The sequence below is a fragment of the Pyxidicoccus fallax genome (assembly GCF_012933655.1).
In the GTDB taxonomy this organism is placed as follows: Bacteria; Myxococcota; Myxococcia; order Myxococcales; family Myxococcaceae; genus Myxococcus; species Myxococcus fallax.
Genome location: NZ_JABBJJ010000136.1, coordinates 14654 through 30782 on the forward strand (window position 1 = coordinate 14654; position 16129 = coordinate 30782).

Below are 16129 nucleotides of genomic sequence, written 5' to 3' on the forward strand. Positions count from 1 at the left end.
TGACCAGCCTACAGGAGCGGGCCGCGAATGGGGTGCGGGGTTCTCCAGCCGGCAACGATGGCGCGGGGAGGCCTTGACGCCTCGTGACAAGGGGGCCACACGACCCGTGGAGGGGGCGGGGAAGGAGCCATGGCCCTGGGGCCGAGCGCGGCACGGCGCGTCACACACAGCTCATGAACAATTGCAGCAGCCATTCAAGTGTTTGCCACGCGAGCGGTGGATGGCCACGCTGCGCCGCATGAAACACAAGCGGCTGATGAGGATTGGCGTCGTCGGTGGCGGGGCGATGGGGTGCGGCATCGCGCTCGAGCTCGCCATCGCCGGCAGGCAGGTGGTGCTCTTCAACACGCGCGCGGAGACCAGCGAGTCGGCGCGCGTGAAGCTGGAGCGCGACGCGGCGCTGCTGGTGGAGACGGGGCTGCTCTCCGCGGAGCAACGCCCGGCGGCGCTCGCGCGCATCCGGCGCACCACGGTGCTCGCCGAGGCCGCGGTGGACCAGGACCTGGTCATCGAGTCCATCCCCGAGGACCTCGCCCTCAAGCAGCAGCTCTTCCGCGAGCTGGACCGGCTCGCGGCGCCGGACACGCTGCTCGCCACCAACACCACCGCGCTGAGCGTGACGGCCATCGCCCGCGACTGCGCGCGGCCCGAGCGCGTGCTCTCCGCGCACTACTACCTGCCCGCGCACCTCGTGCCGCTGGTGGACGTCATCCCCGGCGAGAAGACCTCGCCCGACGCCGTGGAGACGGTGCGGCGCTTCCTGGAGGAGCTGGGCAAGTCGCCCGTGGTGTTCGCGAAGGACGTGCCCGGCTCGGTGGGCCCGCGCCTGCAACAGGCGCTCATCGGCGAGGCCATCCGGCTGGTGTCGGAGGGCGTGGCCACCCCGGAGATGGTGGACCGCGTGCTCACGCAGGGCGTCGGCCGGCGCCTGGGCGCCTCGGGCGTCTTCGACCGGCTGGACCTCGTGGGGCTGGACTTCATCACCGGCGTCCTGCGCGGCTCCGGCCGCCCGGTGCCGCCGGTGCTCTCGGAGAAGGTGGAGAAGGGCGAGCTGGGCCTGAAGACGGGCCGGGGCTTCTACACGTGGACGCCGGACAGCACCGCCGCCTTCGAGGAGCGCATGGCCCGCCACCTCATCACCCAGCTGCGCGAGGACCGGGCCGCCGGCCGCCTGCGCACGCCCACGCCGGAGTCGGAAGAATGAGCGCCGACGTCGTGCTGCTGGACCCGGCGGTGCTGTCGGACTTCCTCGCGGACGCCATCCGTGAATACTCGACGTGCACCCCGGAGCTGCCGCCGCGCAGCTGGGCCGTGCTGCTGGGGCGCTTCACGGACGACGCCATGCTCGTGGAGCGCGTGCGCTTCGCCACCAACATCCGCGAGACGGACGACACCGTGCTCCAGGAGTTCGACGCCACCATCATCCCCCGCTTCGGCGCCTGCTATTCCAACGGGCGGCGCGGCTTCTGGTGCGAGCCCCGCGAATTGCTGCGCATCACCACCGAGGCCGAGGCGCAGGGGCTGGAGGTGCTCGGCTCCATCCACCTGCACCCGGACTGGCACCGCATCGGCCCGCCCCACGAGCGCGGCCTGCGCGTCAGCCAGGAGCCCACGCCCATGGACCGGCACCTGTTCCGGGGCAGCGGCTGGCCCCTCAACATGATTCTCTACCTGGAGCAGCGAGAGGGCAGGCTCTACCACTCGCTCGGCGCGTGGGCTTCGCCCCCCGACGCCGAGCAGCCCGACTCGGGCTGCCGCGCGCTCACCGTCCGTCTCCTCACGCGGACGCAGGCACGCGCCGGGGCAGCGTGACGGTGAAGGTGGCGCCCTGCCCCAGGGCGCTCTCCACGCGGATGGTGCCGCCCATGGCGTCCAGCACCTGCTTCACGATCCAGAGTCCCAGGCCGAAGCCGCTGTAGTGGCGCTCGCTCGCCACCCGCTGGAACTTCTGGAACAGCCGCGACTGGTCCTCCGGGGCGATGCCGATGCCCCGGTCCCTCACGCGCAGGGTGACGGTGTCGCCGTCCTCCTCGAGCTCCATGTCCACGGGCCGGCCGTGCCCGTACTTGAGCGCGTTGGACAGCAGGTTCTGCAGCACCTGGTCCAGCCGGAGCCGGTCCCACGTCCCTTCCACCGGCCCGGGGACGCTCAGGCGCAGCTCGCACCCGGCCTTCGCCGCGTCCTCCGCGGCGCGCGAGGCCGCCTCGCGCGCCATCTCCGCCAGGTCCAGCGGCTCGGGCTCCAGCTTCAGCTTGCCCGCGGTGATGCGCGAGATGTCCAGCAGCTCGCGGATGAGGCTGGCGAGCCGGCCGACCTGCCGGTGCACGGACTGGAACTTCGCGCCCAGGCCCTCGCGGGGCACGGCCTCCGCCGGCAGCTTCTCCACCGCCCGCTGCAGGCTCTGCAGGTTGAGCTTGAGCGAGGTGAGCGGCGTGTTCAGCTCGTGCGAGGCCACGCCGAGGAAGGTGTCCCGCGCGGCGACGGCCTCCTGGGCCTCCCGGTAGAGGGAGGCGTTGTCCATGGCGGTGGCCGCGCGCAGGGCCAGCTCCTCCGCCAGCCGCAGGTCGGCCTCGGTGTAGCGGCGGTCCGAGTCCGCGTACACCAGCGTCAGCCCCGCGATGACGCGGCCCCGGCTGCGCAGGGGCACGATGATGACGGAGCGGATGCCGAGGGCCCGGAGGGCCTCGCGCTGCACCGGGTCTTCAATGGAGGCCAGCACCTGCTCCTCGGGCAGGTGCCGCAGGAACAGCGGCTCCCCCGTACGCAGCACCTTGCCAAGGCCGCCCGCCGCGTCCAGGGTCGGCGGATAGCGCTCGTGGAAGTCCAGCGCGGCCCGGACGCGCGCCGGGTCCTGGTGCGTCACCACCACCCTGCGCACCATGCCGTCGGGCTCCAGCACGTCCACGGCGCACCAGTCCGCCAGCGTGGGCACCGCGACGTGCGCCACCGAGGACAGCGTCTGCTCGTAGTCGAGCGAGGAGGACAGGAGCGTGCTCGCCTCGGCGAGGAAGCGCGTGCGGGCCTCGGAGCGCTTGCGCTCGGTGATGTCCGTCATCACCCCCAGGCACTGGGTGCGCCCGTCGCGCATCCGCACTGGCGCCGCGTACAGCTCCACGTCGATGATGCCCCGCGCCTTCGTCTGGCGGCGCACCTCGAGGCCCTGCAGGACCTCCCCGCGCTCCAGCCGCGCGAGGAACTCGACGAACTCCTCGCGCGCCTCCTCCTGGACCATGGGGTTGGGCCGGCCGAGCACCTCCTGGGCGCTCCACCCGAAGATGGACTCCGCGGCGGCGTTCCACAGCCGGACGGTGCCGTCGAAGTCCAGCAGGATGATGGCCGCGGGCGAGGCGGAGACGACGGCCTCCAGCCGCGCCCGGGTGACGAGCTGCTCCTCGAAGAGCCGCACGCGCTCCAGCGCCTGGGCGGCGTGCTGCGTGAGAATCTGGAGGAACCACCGCTCCCCGTCCTCCAGCACGCGCGCGCCTCGGAACCCGAAGGACATCCCGCCGATGACGCGCCCCTCGACGAGCAGGGGCAGGCAGGCCGCCGCCATCTCGGTCCGGTAGCGCACCACGTGGGCATGCGCCTCCGCGGCGGGCTCGCGCTCCGCGTATTCGGCCCAGTTGCGCAGCCAGAGGGGCTGGCCGCTTCGCACCGCCTCGGCCACGGGCATGGCCGCCGTCACCGGAAAGGAGCGGAACCCCTCCAGCGTCTGGGACGAGAAGCCGCGGTGGCGCATCAGCTCCAGCCGCTCCCCCGGCTCATCCAGCAGCCAGATGCCGGCGTTGGCCCCGTCCAGCGCATCCACGCCCACGTCCAGCACCGCGCCCGCGACCTCCGCCGCGGAGAGCGCCTGTCCCAGCAGTTGCATCACCTGCTGGAGCCGCCGGGCGTACTCGGCCGTGCGCTCCGCCCGGGCCCGCGCCTCGCGCTCCGCCTCCAGCAGCGCGGCGCGCTCGGCCTCCACCTGCTTCTCGGCGGTGATGTCCTGCTGGACGCAGACCCAGTGCGTCCGGCCCCGCAGCTCCAGTCCGGTGATGTGGGCCCGGGTGACGATGGACGTCCCGTCCTTGCGCAGGTTGCGCCACTCGCCGGACCAGCTGCCGCGCGCCTTGAGCCAGGTGATGACGTCTCCGACGAGGCGGGCGTTCTCCTCGGGCGGGTAGGCGTTCTGCGCCGTCACGTGCTGGCCCACCAGCTCTCCGGCCGCGTAGCCGAACATCCGGTCCTCGGCGGGGTTGGTGTAGATGATGGTGCCGCTCTCGTCGGAGACGCTGACGCCCTCCGCCATGGACTCCAGCACCCGCGCCTGGAGGACGGCCTGCTCGTGCAGCCGCGCGTGGGTGATGGCGAAGGCGGCCCGGTCCGCCAATTCCTGCAGGAGATTCGTGTCCTCGGCATCGAAGCCGGGCCGGGGCGCGCGGCGCGCGCACTGCAGCACCCCGATGACGCGGCCCTGATGCGAGAAGGGCACGACCAGGACGCTGTAGGACTCGGCGAAAGCCAGCAGGTGGCGGTACTCCGGCTTGACGGCGCGGGCCACCTCCTCCCGCGAGACCTCGGCGAGGCACAGGGGCTGCCCGCTCTTCGCCACCGCGCCGGTGAGGCCCTCTCCCATCCGCACCCGCGCACGGGCGGACATCTCCAGGTAGGCGGCCTTCTGCTCGCGGTCCACGTCATGGTGCGCCACCGGGTCCACCCACTGGCCGTCCTCGGAGGCGAGCGACACGGTGCACGTGTCCGCGAGGTGGGCGACCACCTGCTGCGTCAGCGCCTGGAGCACCTCGCCCAGGTCCAGCCTCGCGGCGGAAAGGGCGCGCGAGGCCTCCGCCAGCACGCGCAGCCGGGTGAGGTCCGCCTCCGGCGAGCCCTCGGCCTGCTTGCGCTCGGTGATGTCCGTCGCGACGAACCAGAGCGCGTCCCCACCAGGCTGGATGCGCGCGTCCCACCAGCGCCGGGTGCGCGCGGCGTGGTGCTCGAAGCGCTCGGCCCGCCCGGTCGCCGCCACGCGCGACAGGGCCTCACGCAAGAGCACGCCCTCCCCGCCGGGCAGCATGTCGGCGGGGAGGCGGCCCACCAGCTCGCCGCGGCTCGCGCCGAGGAGTCGCTCGGCGGCGCCGTTCACGTACTGGAAGCGGCCTTCCGGGCTGAAGATGGCGACGGACTCGGTGAGCTGCTCGAGGACCTCGCCCGGGACACCGGACGCTCCCGGAGTGGCGAAAGGCCCCGGCGAGGAATGGGTGAAGGGCTCGGAAGGACTGGCCACATCCAGAGCCCTAGCACCAACCCGCGCCGATTGCTCATGCCGTCGCGGCGGTGCTGCGGGCTGAAGGACAGGCCCTTCCGGAGGCCCATCTGTCGCCCGACACACGTGCGCGAAAGGTCGCATCCCGAGTGGGAACCCGCGAAACTGCGAGGCCATGGCACGGACGGAGAGAGAAAAGATGCTCGCCGGCGAGCTGTATGTCGCCACGGACCCGGAGCTGACCGCGGCACGCCGCCGGGCCCGGCGGCTGGTGCGCGCCTACAACGAGACGGACGAGGAGGAGGACCTGGAGCGGCGCCAGGAGCTGCTCGGCCAGCTCTTCGGGAGCAAGGGCCCGGGCGTCTGGATCGAGCCCCCGTTCCAGTGTGACTACGGCACCCAGATCCACCTGGGCGCCCGCGTCTTCATCAACTTCCAGTGCGTCATCCTGGACTGCAACCCGGTGACCATCGGGGACGACGTCGCCATCGGCCCCGGCGTGCACATCTACGCCGCCACCCACCCGCTGGACCCGGACGAGCGCATCAAGGGCCCGGAGCTGGCGAGGCCCGTGACCATCGGCGCGAAGGCGTGGATTGGCGGCGGCGCCATCATCCTCGCCGGCGTCACCATCGGCGAGGGCACCACCATCGCCGCCGGCAGCGTGGTGACGAAGGACGTGCCACCCTACGTGCTCGCGGGCGGCAACCCCTGCCGCGTCCTCCGCCCGCTGCGCTGAACGAGCGCCTACCCTCCGCGCTTCGTCATGTCGAAGAGCGCCCGCGCCTGCGGCCCCAGGAAGCCGTCGAAGTCCGGCGTGCGCTGGGCAATCTCGAAGTACGCGTAGGGCCACGCGCGCGAGCCGCCGCCCTTCAGCGTCACCGGCAGCGGCGCGGCGTGGGTGGCCGTCTGCCGCAGCGACGTGCCGGGAGCCCCCTCGATGTCCGCCTTCATGGGCACGCCCGCCTCGCGCATGCGCTTCTGCCACGCCTCCACGTCGTCCACGGAGCCGGTGAAGTGGTTCACCTTGCGGCCGAACGCGAGCAGCCACGCGCCGTACTGCGACTCCTTCTCCAGCTCCAGCAACGCGGCCTCGTCCGGCGGCGTCGGCGGCGCGGAGAACCACGCGGCGAGCGCCTCCACGTCGTCCGGCGCGGGCGGGTCCGCGGGCAGCGCGGCGAGCAGCTCGCGGGCGCGCGGCGACAGCTCCTCCTGCTTCAGCTCGGAGATGAAGACGCGCGGCAGCCCCGCCGGATGGGACATGTAGATGGCGGACAGGTGCGCGTCCGGGAAGGTGTACGCGCCCGCGGCCTTCCAGCCGAGCTTCTCGAACGGCCGGGAGAACATCGCGATGCCACTGCCGGGCCGGGCCAGCGAGCGCAGCGCGACGTGGTCATTGCGGAAGCTGCCCCCGGAGAGCTGCACGAAGGTGCGCGCGTACGGCACCTCCGCGGCGTAGCGCTCCCAGAGCAAATCGAGGAGACGGGTGGCTTGGGCGGTCGTCATGGCGCGGCAATGTAGCGCCACGCTCTGGAGCCCGTCGCCGCATCACGCGTGAAGCGCCCGGCGCTGGAAAAAAGAGCGGCGGCGCGCGGGTCCGGGTCCTTGGAGGGGACTTCACTACCGGAAACGCGCGCCGCCGTGCAGCGCGGAGGCTGCTAGAGACTCGCCTTGGAGTTTCGAGTCTCTACACCCATGGTATGCGTTGACTTCCTTCCCGCCGCCGACCTCACCGCCCGAAAGCGAGCGCGGAAATAGGGGTTGCTGCGCCAAAACACCAGCCCCCTGCAAGCATCTTCATCAGCACCGCACTGCGCCATCCTGAAGTAAACCTAATTGACAGGTTCGTTACGGTAAGATTGCGCCATGCATGTGCGTCGGGGGGCCAACACCGTCCCCGCGGAGCACCGGTGCCCGCCCGTCCACCCACACCTCCGTCTCGAGAGGAGCGGTGTGTGTCAGGCCCTGAGAACGCGAGAGTGGAGACGGGCCCCCCGGCCCGCCTCCAACCCTCTGCCAGCGCGACGCCCCACACCGGGCCCCGCCCTGGTGTGGAAGGAACGTTCCTTCCACGAAATCTTCCCGAGAGGGCCGGACGCGGGCCGTGTCTCAGGCGCCCTGCCGCGCGGCGTGGACGGGCAGCGGGCGGGGCCGGCTCCACCACAGCGCATCCAGCGCGTACAGGAGCACCGCCGTCCAGATGCAGGCGAAGGCCACGGCGTACGGCCGGGTGAAGGGCTCTCCGTAGACGAGCACCGCCAGCGCGAGCTGCAGCGTGGGGGCGACGTACTGGATGATGCCGAGCGTGCCGTAGCGCAGCCGCTTCGCGCCGAGCGCGAACCACAGCAGCGGCAGCGCGGTGGCCACGCCGCTGCCCACCAGCAGCAGCGTGTCCCGCATGCTGGCGCCGAAGCCGCCCGTCGCTCCGGGCACCGCGGGCGCGAGCGCCACCAGCACCAGCGCCACCGGCGCGGCCAGCCCCGTCTCCACCGCCAGCCCCGTGAGCGGCTCCACCGGCGCCATCTTCCGCACCAGCCCGTAGACGCCGAAGGTGGCCGCCAGCAGCAGCGACACCCACGGCAGCTCGCCCCGGGACACCGCCAGGGACACCACGCCCGTGGCCGCCAGCACCACCGCGACGAGCTGCGGCCGCCGCAGCCGCTCGCCGAGGATGACGCGCGCCAGCACCACGTTGAGCAGCGGGTTGATGTAGTAGCCCAGGCTCGCCTGCGTCACGTGCCCGGTGTTGACGGCCCAGATGAACAGGAACCAGTTGCTGGAGATGAGCGCGGTGGACACCAGCAGCGCCCCCAGCGTGCGCCTCGAGCCCAGCGCCGCCTTCACCTCCCGCCAGCGCCGCCCCACGGTGAGCAGCCCCGCCACGAAGAGGAAGGACCACACCACCCGGTGCGAGATGACGGTGAGCGCCGGCACGTGCCCCAGCTGCTTCCAGTAGATGGGGAACAGCCCCCACGCGGCATAGGCGGCGAGCGCGTAGGCGAAACCGGAACCGCGCGCGGCGGGCGCGGACTCGCTGGACATGGTGCTCTCTCTCCCTGCCCCCTTGGGATTCGCGCGCTACATAGCAGCGCGCCCCGGCACGCGCAGGACTTCCCGCGCGCCCTGGAGAGTCGTGGGAGCCCCAAGCACCGCGTCCGGTGTCAGTGCAGGTGCTCGGGGAGCATGGGCAGGCCGTGGAAGAAGCGGCGGCCGCTCTCGAAGCGGCGGTGGAAGCAGGCGCGGTCCTCCAGGTAGAGCCGGGCCATGTCCTCCTCGCCGTAGGCGCGGAAGAAGGTGGCGCGGGCCTCGTCGCAGGCGGCCTCGTACTCGGCGCACAGGGCCTCCCACTCCTCGGGCGGCGTCTCGTCGTCGTGCCAGGCGCCGTCTCCCAGGCCGTACTCGCGCTCCATCAGGTCCAGCTCTCGCGCGAGCCGCCGCACGCGCGGATCTTCCGGGATGGCCTCGTCCGCCATGGCGGTGAGGATGTGGGCCACCAGGAAGAAGCCCGCGTCCGGCGGCACCACGCCCTCCTCGCGCGCGGCGCGGAAGGCCACCAGCAGCTGCGCGTCCATGGCGTCATCGCCCAGCTCCATCAACCGCGCGGCGAGCCCCCGCCACCGCGCCTCCGTCTCGCGGGCCTCCTGGAGGGCCAGCGTCAGTTCCTCGTCTCGCGTCTTCTTCATGCCGTGCTCCTGAATGAATCGTCCCCCGAGGCTCCCATCCGGGTCTGACGTATGAGCGGTGATTCCTGAGACGTCGGGGCTGGCGGGTGCTTGCATCCGCCGTCGTCTGGAAGACGCCACAGGCGCCTGGCGTGCGGTGGTGGACGCGGCGCTGCCCGGCGGTCCATGCTGCCCGCCACCGTGCCCGTCACCCTGCGCCCCATCACCGCCTCCGACGAGGCGTTCCTGTTCGCCCTCTACGCCAGCACCCGCGAGGGCGAGGTGGCCATGTGGGGCTGGGCGCCGGCGCAGCGCGAGGCCTTCTTGAAGATGCAGTGGCTGGCGCAGGGGCGGGACTGGGCCGTCCGGTACGCGGGGGCCGAGCACCGGCTGGTGCTGGTGGAGGGTCAGCCCGCCGGAAGGATGGTGGTGGCGCGCGGTGGACGGGAGTGGAGGCTCGTGGACATCTCCCTGCTCCCATCGAGCCGGGGCGCGGGCGTGGGCACGCGCCTGTTGCGCGAGCTGCAGGACGAGGCGGCGAAGGCGCGCGTGCCGGTGAAGCTGCGCGTGCTGCGGGGCAGCCCCGCGTACCGGCTCTACCTCCGGCTGGGCTTCCGGGCGGAGGCGGCGGTGCCCGCGTCGGAGGGCGACCCCTACGTGGCCCTGGAGTGGGCGCCCTCGCCGCGCGGGGGCTGAGGCTCCCCGGGCCCGGGCTTCGTTCGAAAAGGCGCGGCATGCGCCTGGAACACGAACGGCCCGCGAGCTGATTGCCCGCGGGCCGCCGTGGCGCTTCAGGCTGTTCGGATCAAGTCACAGGAACAGGTTCTCCGGGCTGGGGACCACCGTCTGGAAGACGTACCCGGCCGAGCCCGCCTCCGACGCCTGGGGCGCCGCGTTGGTGCCCGCGCCACCGGAGCCGCCATTGCCGCCGCACGCGCCGCCGCCACCGCCCGCGGTGACGGCGACGCTGGCGCCCGTGGGAGGCGCCGTGGCGCCCGCGGTCCCGGCGCTCACGTCGAGGGTGCCCTGCACCAGCGGCGTCGTGGAGGAGAGCAGGTGGATGATGCCACCGCCACCGCCACCACCACCGCCCTTGCCCGGGCCACCCGCGTTGTTGCCGTCACCGCCCCGGGCACCCACGGCCCGGATGGCTCCGCCCGCGTTCACGGTGACGGCGGTCTTGCCCGCGATGACGACGACACCGCCCGCGCCCCCTCCTCCACCGGGGAGGTTGCCCGTGGTGGCACCGCTGCCGCCGTTGTCGCCATTGGCGTTGATGGCGCCGCCCCCCATCACCCGGACGGTGCCCTGCGCGAGGATGACCAGCGAGCCACCACCCGCGCCGAAGCTCACGCCGGACGTCTTGGCACCCGAGCCGCCACCCTGGACACCGGGCCGCACGAGCTGGGCCGACTGGAGCGGGTAGAGGCCACGGCCGCCGGCGGGCTCACCCGCCGTGGAGCGGGCCACGCCCGGCACCGCGGGCCCCGTGCCGTTGTCCTCGGCGCTCGGGGCCACGATGATGGTCCCGGTGGTGCTGACGGTGAAGTCGCCCGTGGCGCGGATGACCGTGCCGCTCGGGACGATGAGGGTGCTGTTGATGGTGACGTTGGTGAACTGCAGGTGCTGCCGGCCAGCGAGCAGGTTGTACCCGGAGGCGGTGGTGAGATCGATTGTCGAGTTGACGGTGAACGCGCCGCCCGAGCCGTCACCGAAGATGCCCGTCGAGCCCACGGGCCCCTGGGGACCTTGCGGCCCCTGAGGACCCTGAGGACCGGTGGCACCCGCCGGACCCGTGGCGCCCGCCGGACCGGTGGCGCCCGCCGGCCCCTGGATGCCCTGCGGCCCCTGCGGACCCGCCGGACCCGCCGGGCCCTGCTCACCCTGAGGACCCACCAGTCCCTGCGGCCCCTGCGGACCGTTGCACACGTAGCGCGTCAGCGCGGCGTTCACCTCGCCGGCCTCCAGCGTGCCGTTGCTGTCGGCGTCCACGCCGAACTGGAGCCGCACGCCGCCCGTGGCGCAGTTGGCGCCCGCGGCCTCGGCGCTCGTCGCCGCCAGCGCGTTGAGGCCGGCCGGCCCCGCCGGGCCCTGCTCGCCGCGCAGGCCCTGCGGACCCTGGATGCCCTGCGGGCCCTGAGGTCCCGGCAGGCCGCGCTCGCCCTGCGGACCGGTGAGGCCGATGGGCCCCTGGATGCCCTGCTCACCTTGGGGGCCCTGCTCGCCGCGCTCGCCCTGCGGACCGGTGAGACCGATGGGGCCCTGGATGCCCTGCGGACCCTGCGGCCCCTGCGGCCCGTTGCACACGTAGCGCGTCAGGGCGGCGTCCACTTCCGCCGTATCCAGCGTGCCGTCGCGGTTGGCGTCGATGCCCGTCTCCAGCCGCACGCCGCCCGTGGCGCAGTTCGCCCCCGCCACTTCCGCGGTGGTGCGCACCAGCGCGCTCAAGCCCACGAGGCCCTGCGGACCGGTGGCGCCCTGCGGTCCCACGGGGCCGACAGGGCCCTGCGGACCCGCGGAACCCTGCGGACCGGTGGCGCCCTGCGGACCCACGGGACCCACGAGGCCCTGGATGCCCTGCTCACCTTGAGGGCCCTGCTCGCCACGCTCGCCCTGGGGACCGGTGGCACCCTGCGGACCGGTGGCGCCCTGCGGACCTGCCGGCCCCTGCGGACCGATGGCGCCCTGCGGACCGGTGAGGCCGATGGGGCCCTGCGGGCCCTGCTCACCCGTGAGCCCCTGCGGCCCGCGCTCGCCCTGCTCGCCGCGCAGGCCCTGCTCGCCGCGCAGGCCCTGCGGACCGGTGGCGCCCTGCGGACCTGCCGGCCCCTGCGGACCGGTGGCGCCCTGCGGACCGGTGAGGCCAATGGGGCCCTGCGGGCCCTGCTCACCCGTGAGCCCCTGCGGCCCGCGCTCGCCCTGCTCGCCGCGCTCGCCCTGCTCGCCGCGCTCGCCCTGCGGTCCCACGGGGCCAATGGGGCCCTGCACGCCCTGCGAACCCCGCGAGCCGTTGCAGATGTAGCGGGTCAGGTCCGCGTCCACCTCGTGGTTCTCCAATTCGCCGTCACGGTCGCTGTCGATGCCCGCCTCGAACAGCACGCCGCCCGTGGCGCAGTTGGCGCCCGCGGCTTCCGCCCGGGTGCGCACCAGCGCGCTCAGGCCCGCGGGGCCCTGCGGCCCACCCGCCAGCCCCGGGAGGCCCTGCTCACCGCGAGGACCCATGGGGCCCTGCGCGCCGGTGTCACCCTTCGGGCCCTGCGGCCCCGCCTCGCCCTGGAGACCCGGCACGCCCTGCTGGCCCTGGGGACCGCGCTCACCGGTGGGACCCGCCGGCCCTTGTGGGCCCTGGGGACCCTCATTGCCCAGCTCATCACATCCGGACAACACCAACAGCGCCGTCAGCGGGAGCGCCTTGAAGACTCTCCATTGCGCGGGGCGTCGCCAGTTCATCTGGGCCATCTGCGGATCTCCTTACTTTATCGTTGGAACTCAGTGCGGACAGGCCATGAGCAAGCCCCACGCCAGGACCCGCTCACGCGACGTCCCACACGCGCTCTTCAGAGGAGTGAGGCACCCGGAATGGAAGGAGCATTCCCGCCTCCCACCTGCCCTCCGGCACGTTCCATGGGAACGCAACCGCGTTGCCGCTGAACGCGGCGCCCGAGCCCTTCCACGATAAAGCAATCGTGTTTCGGATGTACACGCCCCCCCGGGAATGCCCGGTCTTCCCCGGACGTCCCACACGAACGCAACCGGGAAGCGCTCCGACGGCGCGGGCCTGGCGTCCTGGCTCAACGCAGGCGCGTCGGGTGGGAACGCGGGCCAGGGCATGACGCCTCGCGGCACCCACCCCTTCGCGGAAGACACGCCCGCGGGTCTCCCCCTGTCCGCGCGTCCGGAGCCGCCGGAGCCATGCCGTGGCCGACTCTTTGCTCAGCGAGCAAGCAGCACGGTGGTTCGCGCTGAAGTACCCACATCCCTACAAGGAAGACGTCCGTGTCCGAGCCCTACATTGGTGAGATTCGCATGTTCGCAGGCAACTTCCCCCCGCGCGGCTGGCAGTTCTGCCAAGGGCAGATTCTCGCCATCGCCCAGAACACGGCGCTCTTCTCCATCCTGGGCACCACCTACGGCGGCAACGGGCAGACGACGTTCGCCCTGCCGGACCTGCGTGGCCGTTATCCCATGCAGCCCGGCCAGGGTCCGGGGCTGTCCCCCCGCACATTGGGGGAGCAGGGCGGCAGCGAGACGGTGACGCTGATAATGAACCAGATGCCCGCTCACAACCACACCCTCAACGTGAGCAGCCAGAGCGGCGACACGGAGACGCCGGTCGGCACCGTGCTCGCGGCGGACAACACCGCGGCGGTACTCAACTACCGCGCCGCGCCCATCGACGGCACCATGAACCCCGCCGCCATCGGCGCCGCCGGCGGCAGCCAGCCCCACAACAACATGTCGCCCTTCCTCTGCATCAACTTCATCATCGCGATGGAAGGCATCTACCCGTCGCGCAACTGAAGTCCCCCTGAAACGCGGCGCGCCCCGCCCCCATGACAGGGAGCGAGGCGCGCCGGAAGTCACCGCGGTGCTCGCGGACTACGGCAGCGGCACCAGCCGGTCCACCGCCGCGGTGCCGGTGTACTGCGTGCGGGTGTTGAGGAAGCCCTTGAGCTGCACGCGCCACGTGCCCGCGGCCGGGTTGGGAATGGACACGGCCTCGCCGGTGGAGGTGCCGTTGGCGCTGGAGGCCACCAGCTCGCCATTGGGGCCGTAGACGTACAGGTCCAGGTCGAGCGCGGGGTTGCCCCAGTCGGTGCCCACGCGCAGCGCGCTGGCGCCCGCGGGCACGGCGAGGCTGTGGTTGTGCTCGGCCGCCAGGAGCGTCACGTCCAGGACGGGCAGGATGATGCTGGTGCCCACCGTGCCGGTCCACCCGGGCAGCGCCGTCGTCTCGGTGGTGTAGCGCGTGCCCGCCGTCTCGGACGCGACGCGCACGGCGGCGTAGGCATCCGCGTAGCCGGCGCCGGCCTCCCACACCTCGAGCTGCCGCGAGGAGCCGTCCGCCTGGGTGACGTGCATGGGCTTCGCGGTGGACGTCAGGGCGGCGAGCACGCCGTCCATCGTGAGCGAGGGGTTGACCTCCAGCATCAGCGCGATGACGCCCGCCAGGTGCGGGGTGGCCATGGAGGTGCCGGAGATGGACGAATAGAAGGGCTCGGGGTGCAGGCCGTCCAGGCCGAGGTACGGCGGGACGACGGCGGGCAGGCCGGTGGTGGCGCGCGCGGCGACGATGTTGACGCCCGGCAGGGTGATGTCCGGGTGGTGGAGCGCGTCACCGGGCACGCCGCGGCTGGAGAAGTCCGCCAGCGCGCCGGGCAGGTCCTGGCTGACGAGCGGGTTGAGGGCGCCCATCGTGTCCTTGGCGGTGCCGGCGGCCACGGAGATGACGCACGGCGAGGCGCTGTAGGGGTTGAGGGTGTCCGCGTCCGGGCCCTCGTTGCCCGCGGCGAAGACGACGATGACGCCCAGGTCGTACGCGCGCTTGCTGGCGATGGCGATGGGGTGGAACGGCGCGAAGCGGCCGGAGGTGCCCCACGAGTTGGAGATGACGCGCAGGTTGTGCGTCTCGCGCACGTCCGGGTGCAGGAGGAAGTCGAAGCCCTGCACGCTGTAGAGGACGCTGAGCGCGTCACCGGCGCCCACGCCGATGAGCGTCGCGCCCGGCGCCACGCCCTGGTACTTGCCGCCCGAGCGCGCCCCCGAGCCCGCGATGGTGCTGGCGCAGTGCGTGCCGTGGCCGCTGGTGAGGTCGCTGTTCGGCGTGTCCAGGTAGAGCGCGCCGCCCAGCGGCAGGCCCGACACCGGCGAGGCGACAATCTTCACGTTGCGCGCGAGGTTGGGGAAGTCGCCGTGCGTGCCGTCGATGCCGGAGTCGATGACGCCCACGCCGATGCCGGTGCCGTCCGCCTGGAAGGCGGCGCGCGCGGTGTCCGCGCCGATGTACGCCACGCTCTCGTCGAGGAAGTACTCCAGCGGCCGGTCCTCGTAGATGGACAGGAGGCCGAGCGGCTGCAACTGCGCGCGCAGCAACTCCAGCAGGAACGGCGTGACGGGCGCCTTCACCACCACCATGGGCAGCGACGTGAGCCGCCCCAGCGTGTCGCCCAGCGGCAGCCCGAGCAGCCCGGACAGCGTCTGCAGCGCGGGGGCGAGCGCCTCCTCGGTGTTGAAGGACAGGATGAGCGTGCGCGTCGCGCCGTCCGCGCGCAGGCCCGGGTCCACCACGGCCTGCGAGAGGGCGGCCAGGGCCTGTGGACTGGAGTACAGCGCGGTGCAGGCGCTGGGGGCGGCCGTGGGGGGCTCGACAATCTTCTTGGGGCCGCGGCTCGCGGCGGCACGTCCGGTACCGAGCACGTCTTGCGCTTCCGAGGGCGCCGGCCCGGACGGCTGTCCGGAGCCGCATCCCAACACGGCACAGGTGGTGACGGCCCAGCCCAGCGACTTCAACCGCATCATGTGGTGTACCCCGTCGAAGAAGGCCCGGTACATCCGGGCAAAGGGGTGTTGCGCATCGCGGCCCGGAGTGGATCGCGCCTCGACGGAAGATTTTCTTTCCAACAGCTCGCACAGGTCAGCGGAGACCCTGCACGTGCGGGAGGGTGGCCCTGGAGTCGGAGAAGGCGCACTCGGAAGACAGGTGAGCTGGCCGAGAGGGCGCGGGGGCACGGTGACCGAGGCGCGCGACGGAGTGGGACAGCGTTCTCAGGTGACGCTGAAGACGGCGTTCACCGTGTGCTTCGCCGTGCTCGGAGTCGTGGCGCTGGTGGCGTTGGTGATGCGCACGCAGGTGGCGCTCACGCTGACGGGCATCGCCGCGCTGCTGGCCCTGGCGATGGAGCACGGCGTGTCGCGGCTGGAGCGCCTGGGCCTGCCGCGGATGCTGTCCATCGCGCTGGTGATGACGGGGCTGCTGGCGGTGCTGGTGACGCTGGCGTTCCTGGTGGTACCGGCCGCGGTGGCGCAGGTGGACGCGCTGGTGCTCCAGTGGCCGCAGCTCTGGGACGAGCTGCGCGCGTCGCGCCCCATCCGGTTGCTGAGCGAGCGGCTCCACAACCTGGGGTGGACGCGGCGGCTGGAGGAGGCCACGCCACGGCTCGCCGGGGGGACGACGCTGCCGGAGCTGGTGGTGCTCGCCATCGGTGGGGCGGTGGGGCTGGCC

General features: G+C 72.8%; 12 protein-coding genes. 6 read left to right on the plus strand and 6 right to left on the minus strand.

Annotation, left to right across the window (positions count from 1 at the left end):
* The first annotated feature begins 220 nt into the window (after positions 1-220).
* A complete protein-coding gene (locus HG543_RS26685; RefSeq protein ID WP_246357311.1) occupies positions 221-1204 on the plus strand; it encodes a 3-hydroxyacyl-CoA dehydrogenase family protein in 984 nt (327 codons plus the stop codon).
* Complete coding sequence (locus HG543_RS26690) at positions 1201-1812, plus strand: MPN domain-containing protein (protein ID WP_169347689.1); 612 nt, start codon at positions 1201-1203, stop codon at positions 1810-1812. Before HG543_RS26685 ends, HG543_RS26690 begins: the two co-directional genes overlap by 4 nt.
* Here HG543_RS26690 and HG543_RS26695 read toward each other — a convergent pair.
* Positions 1778-5266, minus strand: coding sequence for a GAF domain-containing protein (locus HG543_RS26695; protein WP_169347690.1), 3489 nt, complete (start codon positions 5264-5266; stop codon positions 1778-1780). The two genes, HG543_RS26690 and HG543_RS26695, sit on opposite strands and share 35 nt — an antisense overlap.
* A gap of 178 nt (positions 5267-5444) precedes the next feature.
* Here HG543_RS26695 and HG543_RS26700 point away from each other — a divergent pair, with 178 nt between their 5' ends.
* The gene (locus HG543_RS26700) at positions 5445-5984 is read left to right on the plus strand and encodes a sugar O-acetyltransferase (protein ID WP_281404460.1); all 540 of its coding nucleotides are present in this window, start codon (positions 5445-5447) and stop codon (positions 5982-5984) included.
* Positions 5985-5992: 8 nt separating this feature from the next.
* On the opposite strand, the gene HG543_RS26705 is transcribed toward HG543_RS26700, so the two are convergent.
* The 3 genes from HG543_RS26705 to HG543_RS26715 all read right to left on the minus strand — a co-directional run bounded on the left by HG543_RS26705 (position 5993) and on the right by HG543_RS26715 (position 8928).
* Positions 5993-6751, minus strand: a complete 759-nt coding sequence (locus tag HG543_RS26705) for a DUF1338 domain-containing protein (RefSeq protein WP_169347692.1) — start codon at positions 6749-6751, stop codon at positions 5993-5995.
* 603 nt (positions 6752-7354) lie between these two features.
* A complete protein-coding gene (gene rarD, locus HG543_RS26710; protein WP_169347693.1) occupies positions 7355-8287 on the minus strand; it encodes an EamA family transporter RarD in 933 nt (310 codons plus the stop codon).
* Between the two features lie 119 nt (positions 8288-8406).
* Positions 8407-8928 (minus strand): hypothetical protein, encoded by a 522-nt coding sequence (locus HG543_RS26715; RefSeq protein ID WP_169347694.1) that lies wholly within the window; start codon positions 8926-8928, stop codon positions 8407-8409.
* A gap of 165 nt (positions 8929-9093) precedes the next feature.
* Between HG543_RS26715 and HG543_RS26720 the strand changes: the two genes are divergently transcribed.
* Positions 9094-9603: a GNAT family N-acetyltransferase gene (locus tag HG543_RS26720; RefSeq protein ID WP_169347695.1), complete on the plus strand. Its 510-nt coding sequence runs from the start codon at positions 9094-9096 to the stop codon at positions 9601-9603.
* 114 nt (positions 9604-9717) lie between these two features.
* Here HG543_RS26720 and HG543_RS56455 read toward each other — a convergent pair whose 3' ends face one another.
* Entirely contained in the window at positions 9718-12366 is a 2649-nt protein-coding gene (locus HG543_RS56455) for a DUF7151 family protein (protein WP_281404461.1), read from the minus strand.
* A 537-nt stretch (positions 12367-12903) separates the two neighbouring features.
* On the opposite strand from HG543_RS56455, the gene HG543_RS26730 reads away from it, so the two are divergent.
* A complete protein-coding gene (locus HG543_RS26730) occupies positions 12904-13428 on the plus strand; it encodes a tail fiber protein (RefSeq protein WP_169347696.1) in 525 nt (174 codons plus the stop codon).
* Positions 13429-13506: 78 nt separating this feature from the next.
* On the opposite strand, the gene HG543_RS26735 is transcribed toward HG543_RS26730, so the two are convergent.
* Entirely contained in the window at positions 13507-15426 is a 1920-nt protein-coding gene (locus tag HG543_RS26735; RefSeq protein WP_169347697.1) for a S8 family serine peptidase, read from the minus strand.
* A 232-nt stretch (positions 15427-15658) separates the two neighbouring features.
* Between HG543_RS26735 and HG543_RS26740 the strand changes: the two genes are divergently transcribed.
* The coding region (locus HG543_RS26740) for an AI-2E family transporter (RefSeq protein ID WP_246357313.1) at positions 15659-16129 on the plus strand (471 nt) is incomplete at its 3' end.

Coding starts and splice junctions, on each gene's coding strand:
- rarD (WP_169347693.1), bottom strand. CDS start 8,287: ATGTCCAGCGAGTCCGCGCCCGCCGCGCGCGGTTCCGGTTTCGCCTAC.
- HG543_RS26705 (WP_169347692.1), bottom strand. CDS start 6,751: ATGACGACCGCCCAAGCCACCCGTCTCCTCGATTTGCTCTGGGAGCGC.
- HG543_RS56455 (WP_281404461.1), bottom strand. CDS start 12,366: ATGGCCCAGATGAACTGGCGACGCCCCGCGCAATGGAGAGTCTTCAAG.
- HG543_RS26685 (WP_246357311.1), top strand. CDS start 221: ATGGCCACGCTGCGCCGCATGAAACACAAGCGGCTGATGAGGATTGGC.
- HG543_RS26690 (WP_169347689.1), top strand. CDS start 1,201: ATGAGCGCCGACGTCGTGCTGCTGGACCCGGCGGTGCTGTCGGACTTC.
- HG543_RS26715 (WP_169347694.1), bottom strand. CDS start 8,928: ATGAAGAAGACGCGAGACGAGGAACTGACGCTGGCCCTCCAGGAGGCC.
- HG543_RS26720 (WP_169347695.1), top strand. CDS start 9,094: ATGCTGCCCGCCACCGTGCCCGTCACCCTGCGCCCCATCACCGCCTCC.
- HG543_RS26735 (WP_169347697.1), bottom strand. CDS start 15,426: ATGATGCGGTTGAAGTCGCTGGGCTGGGCCGTCACCACCTGTGCCGTG.
- HG543_RS26700 (WP_281404460.1), top strand. CDS start 5,445: ATGCTCGCCGGCGAGCTGTATGTCGCCACGGACCCGGAGCTGACCGCG.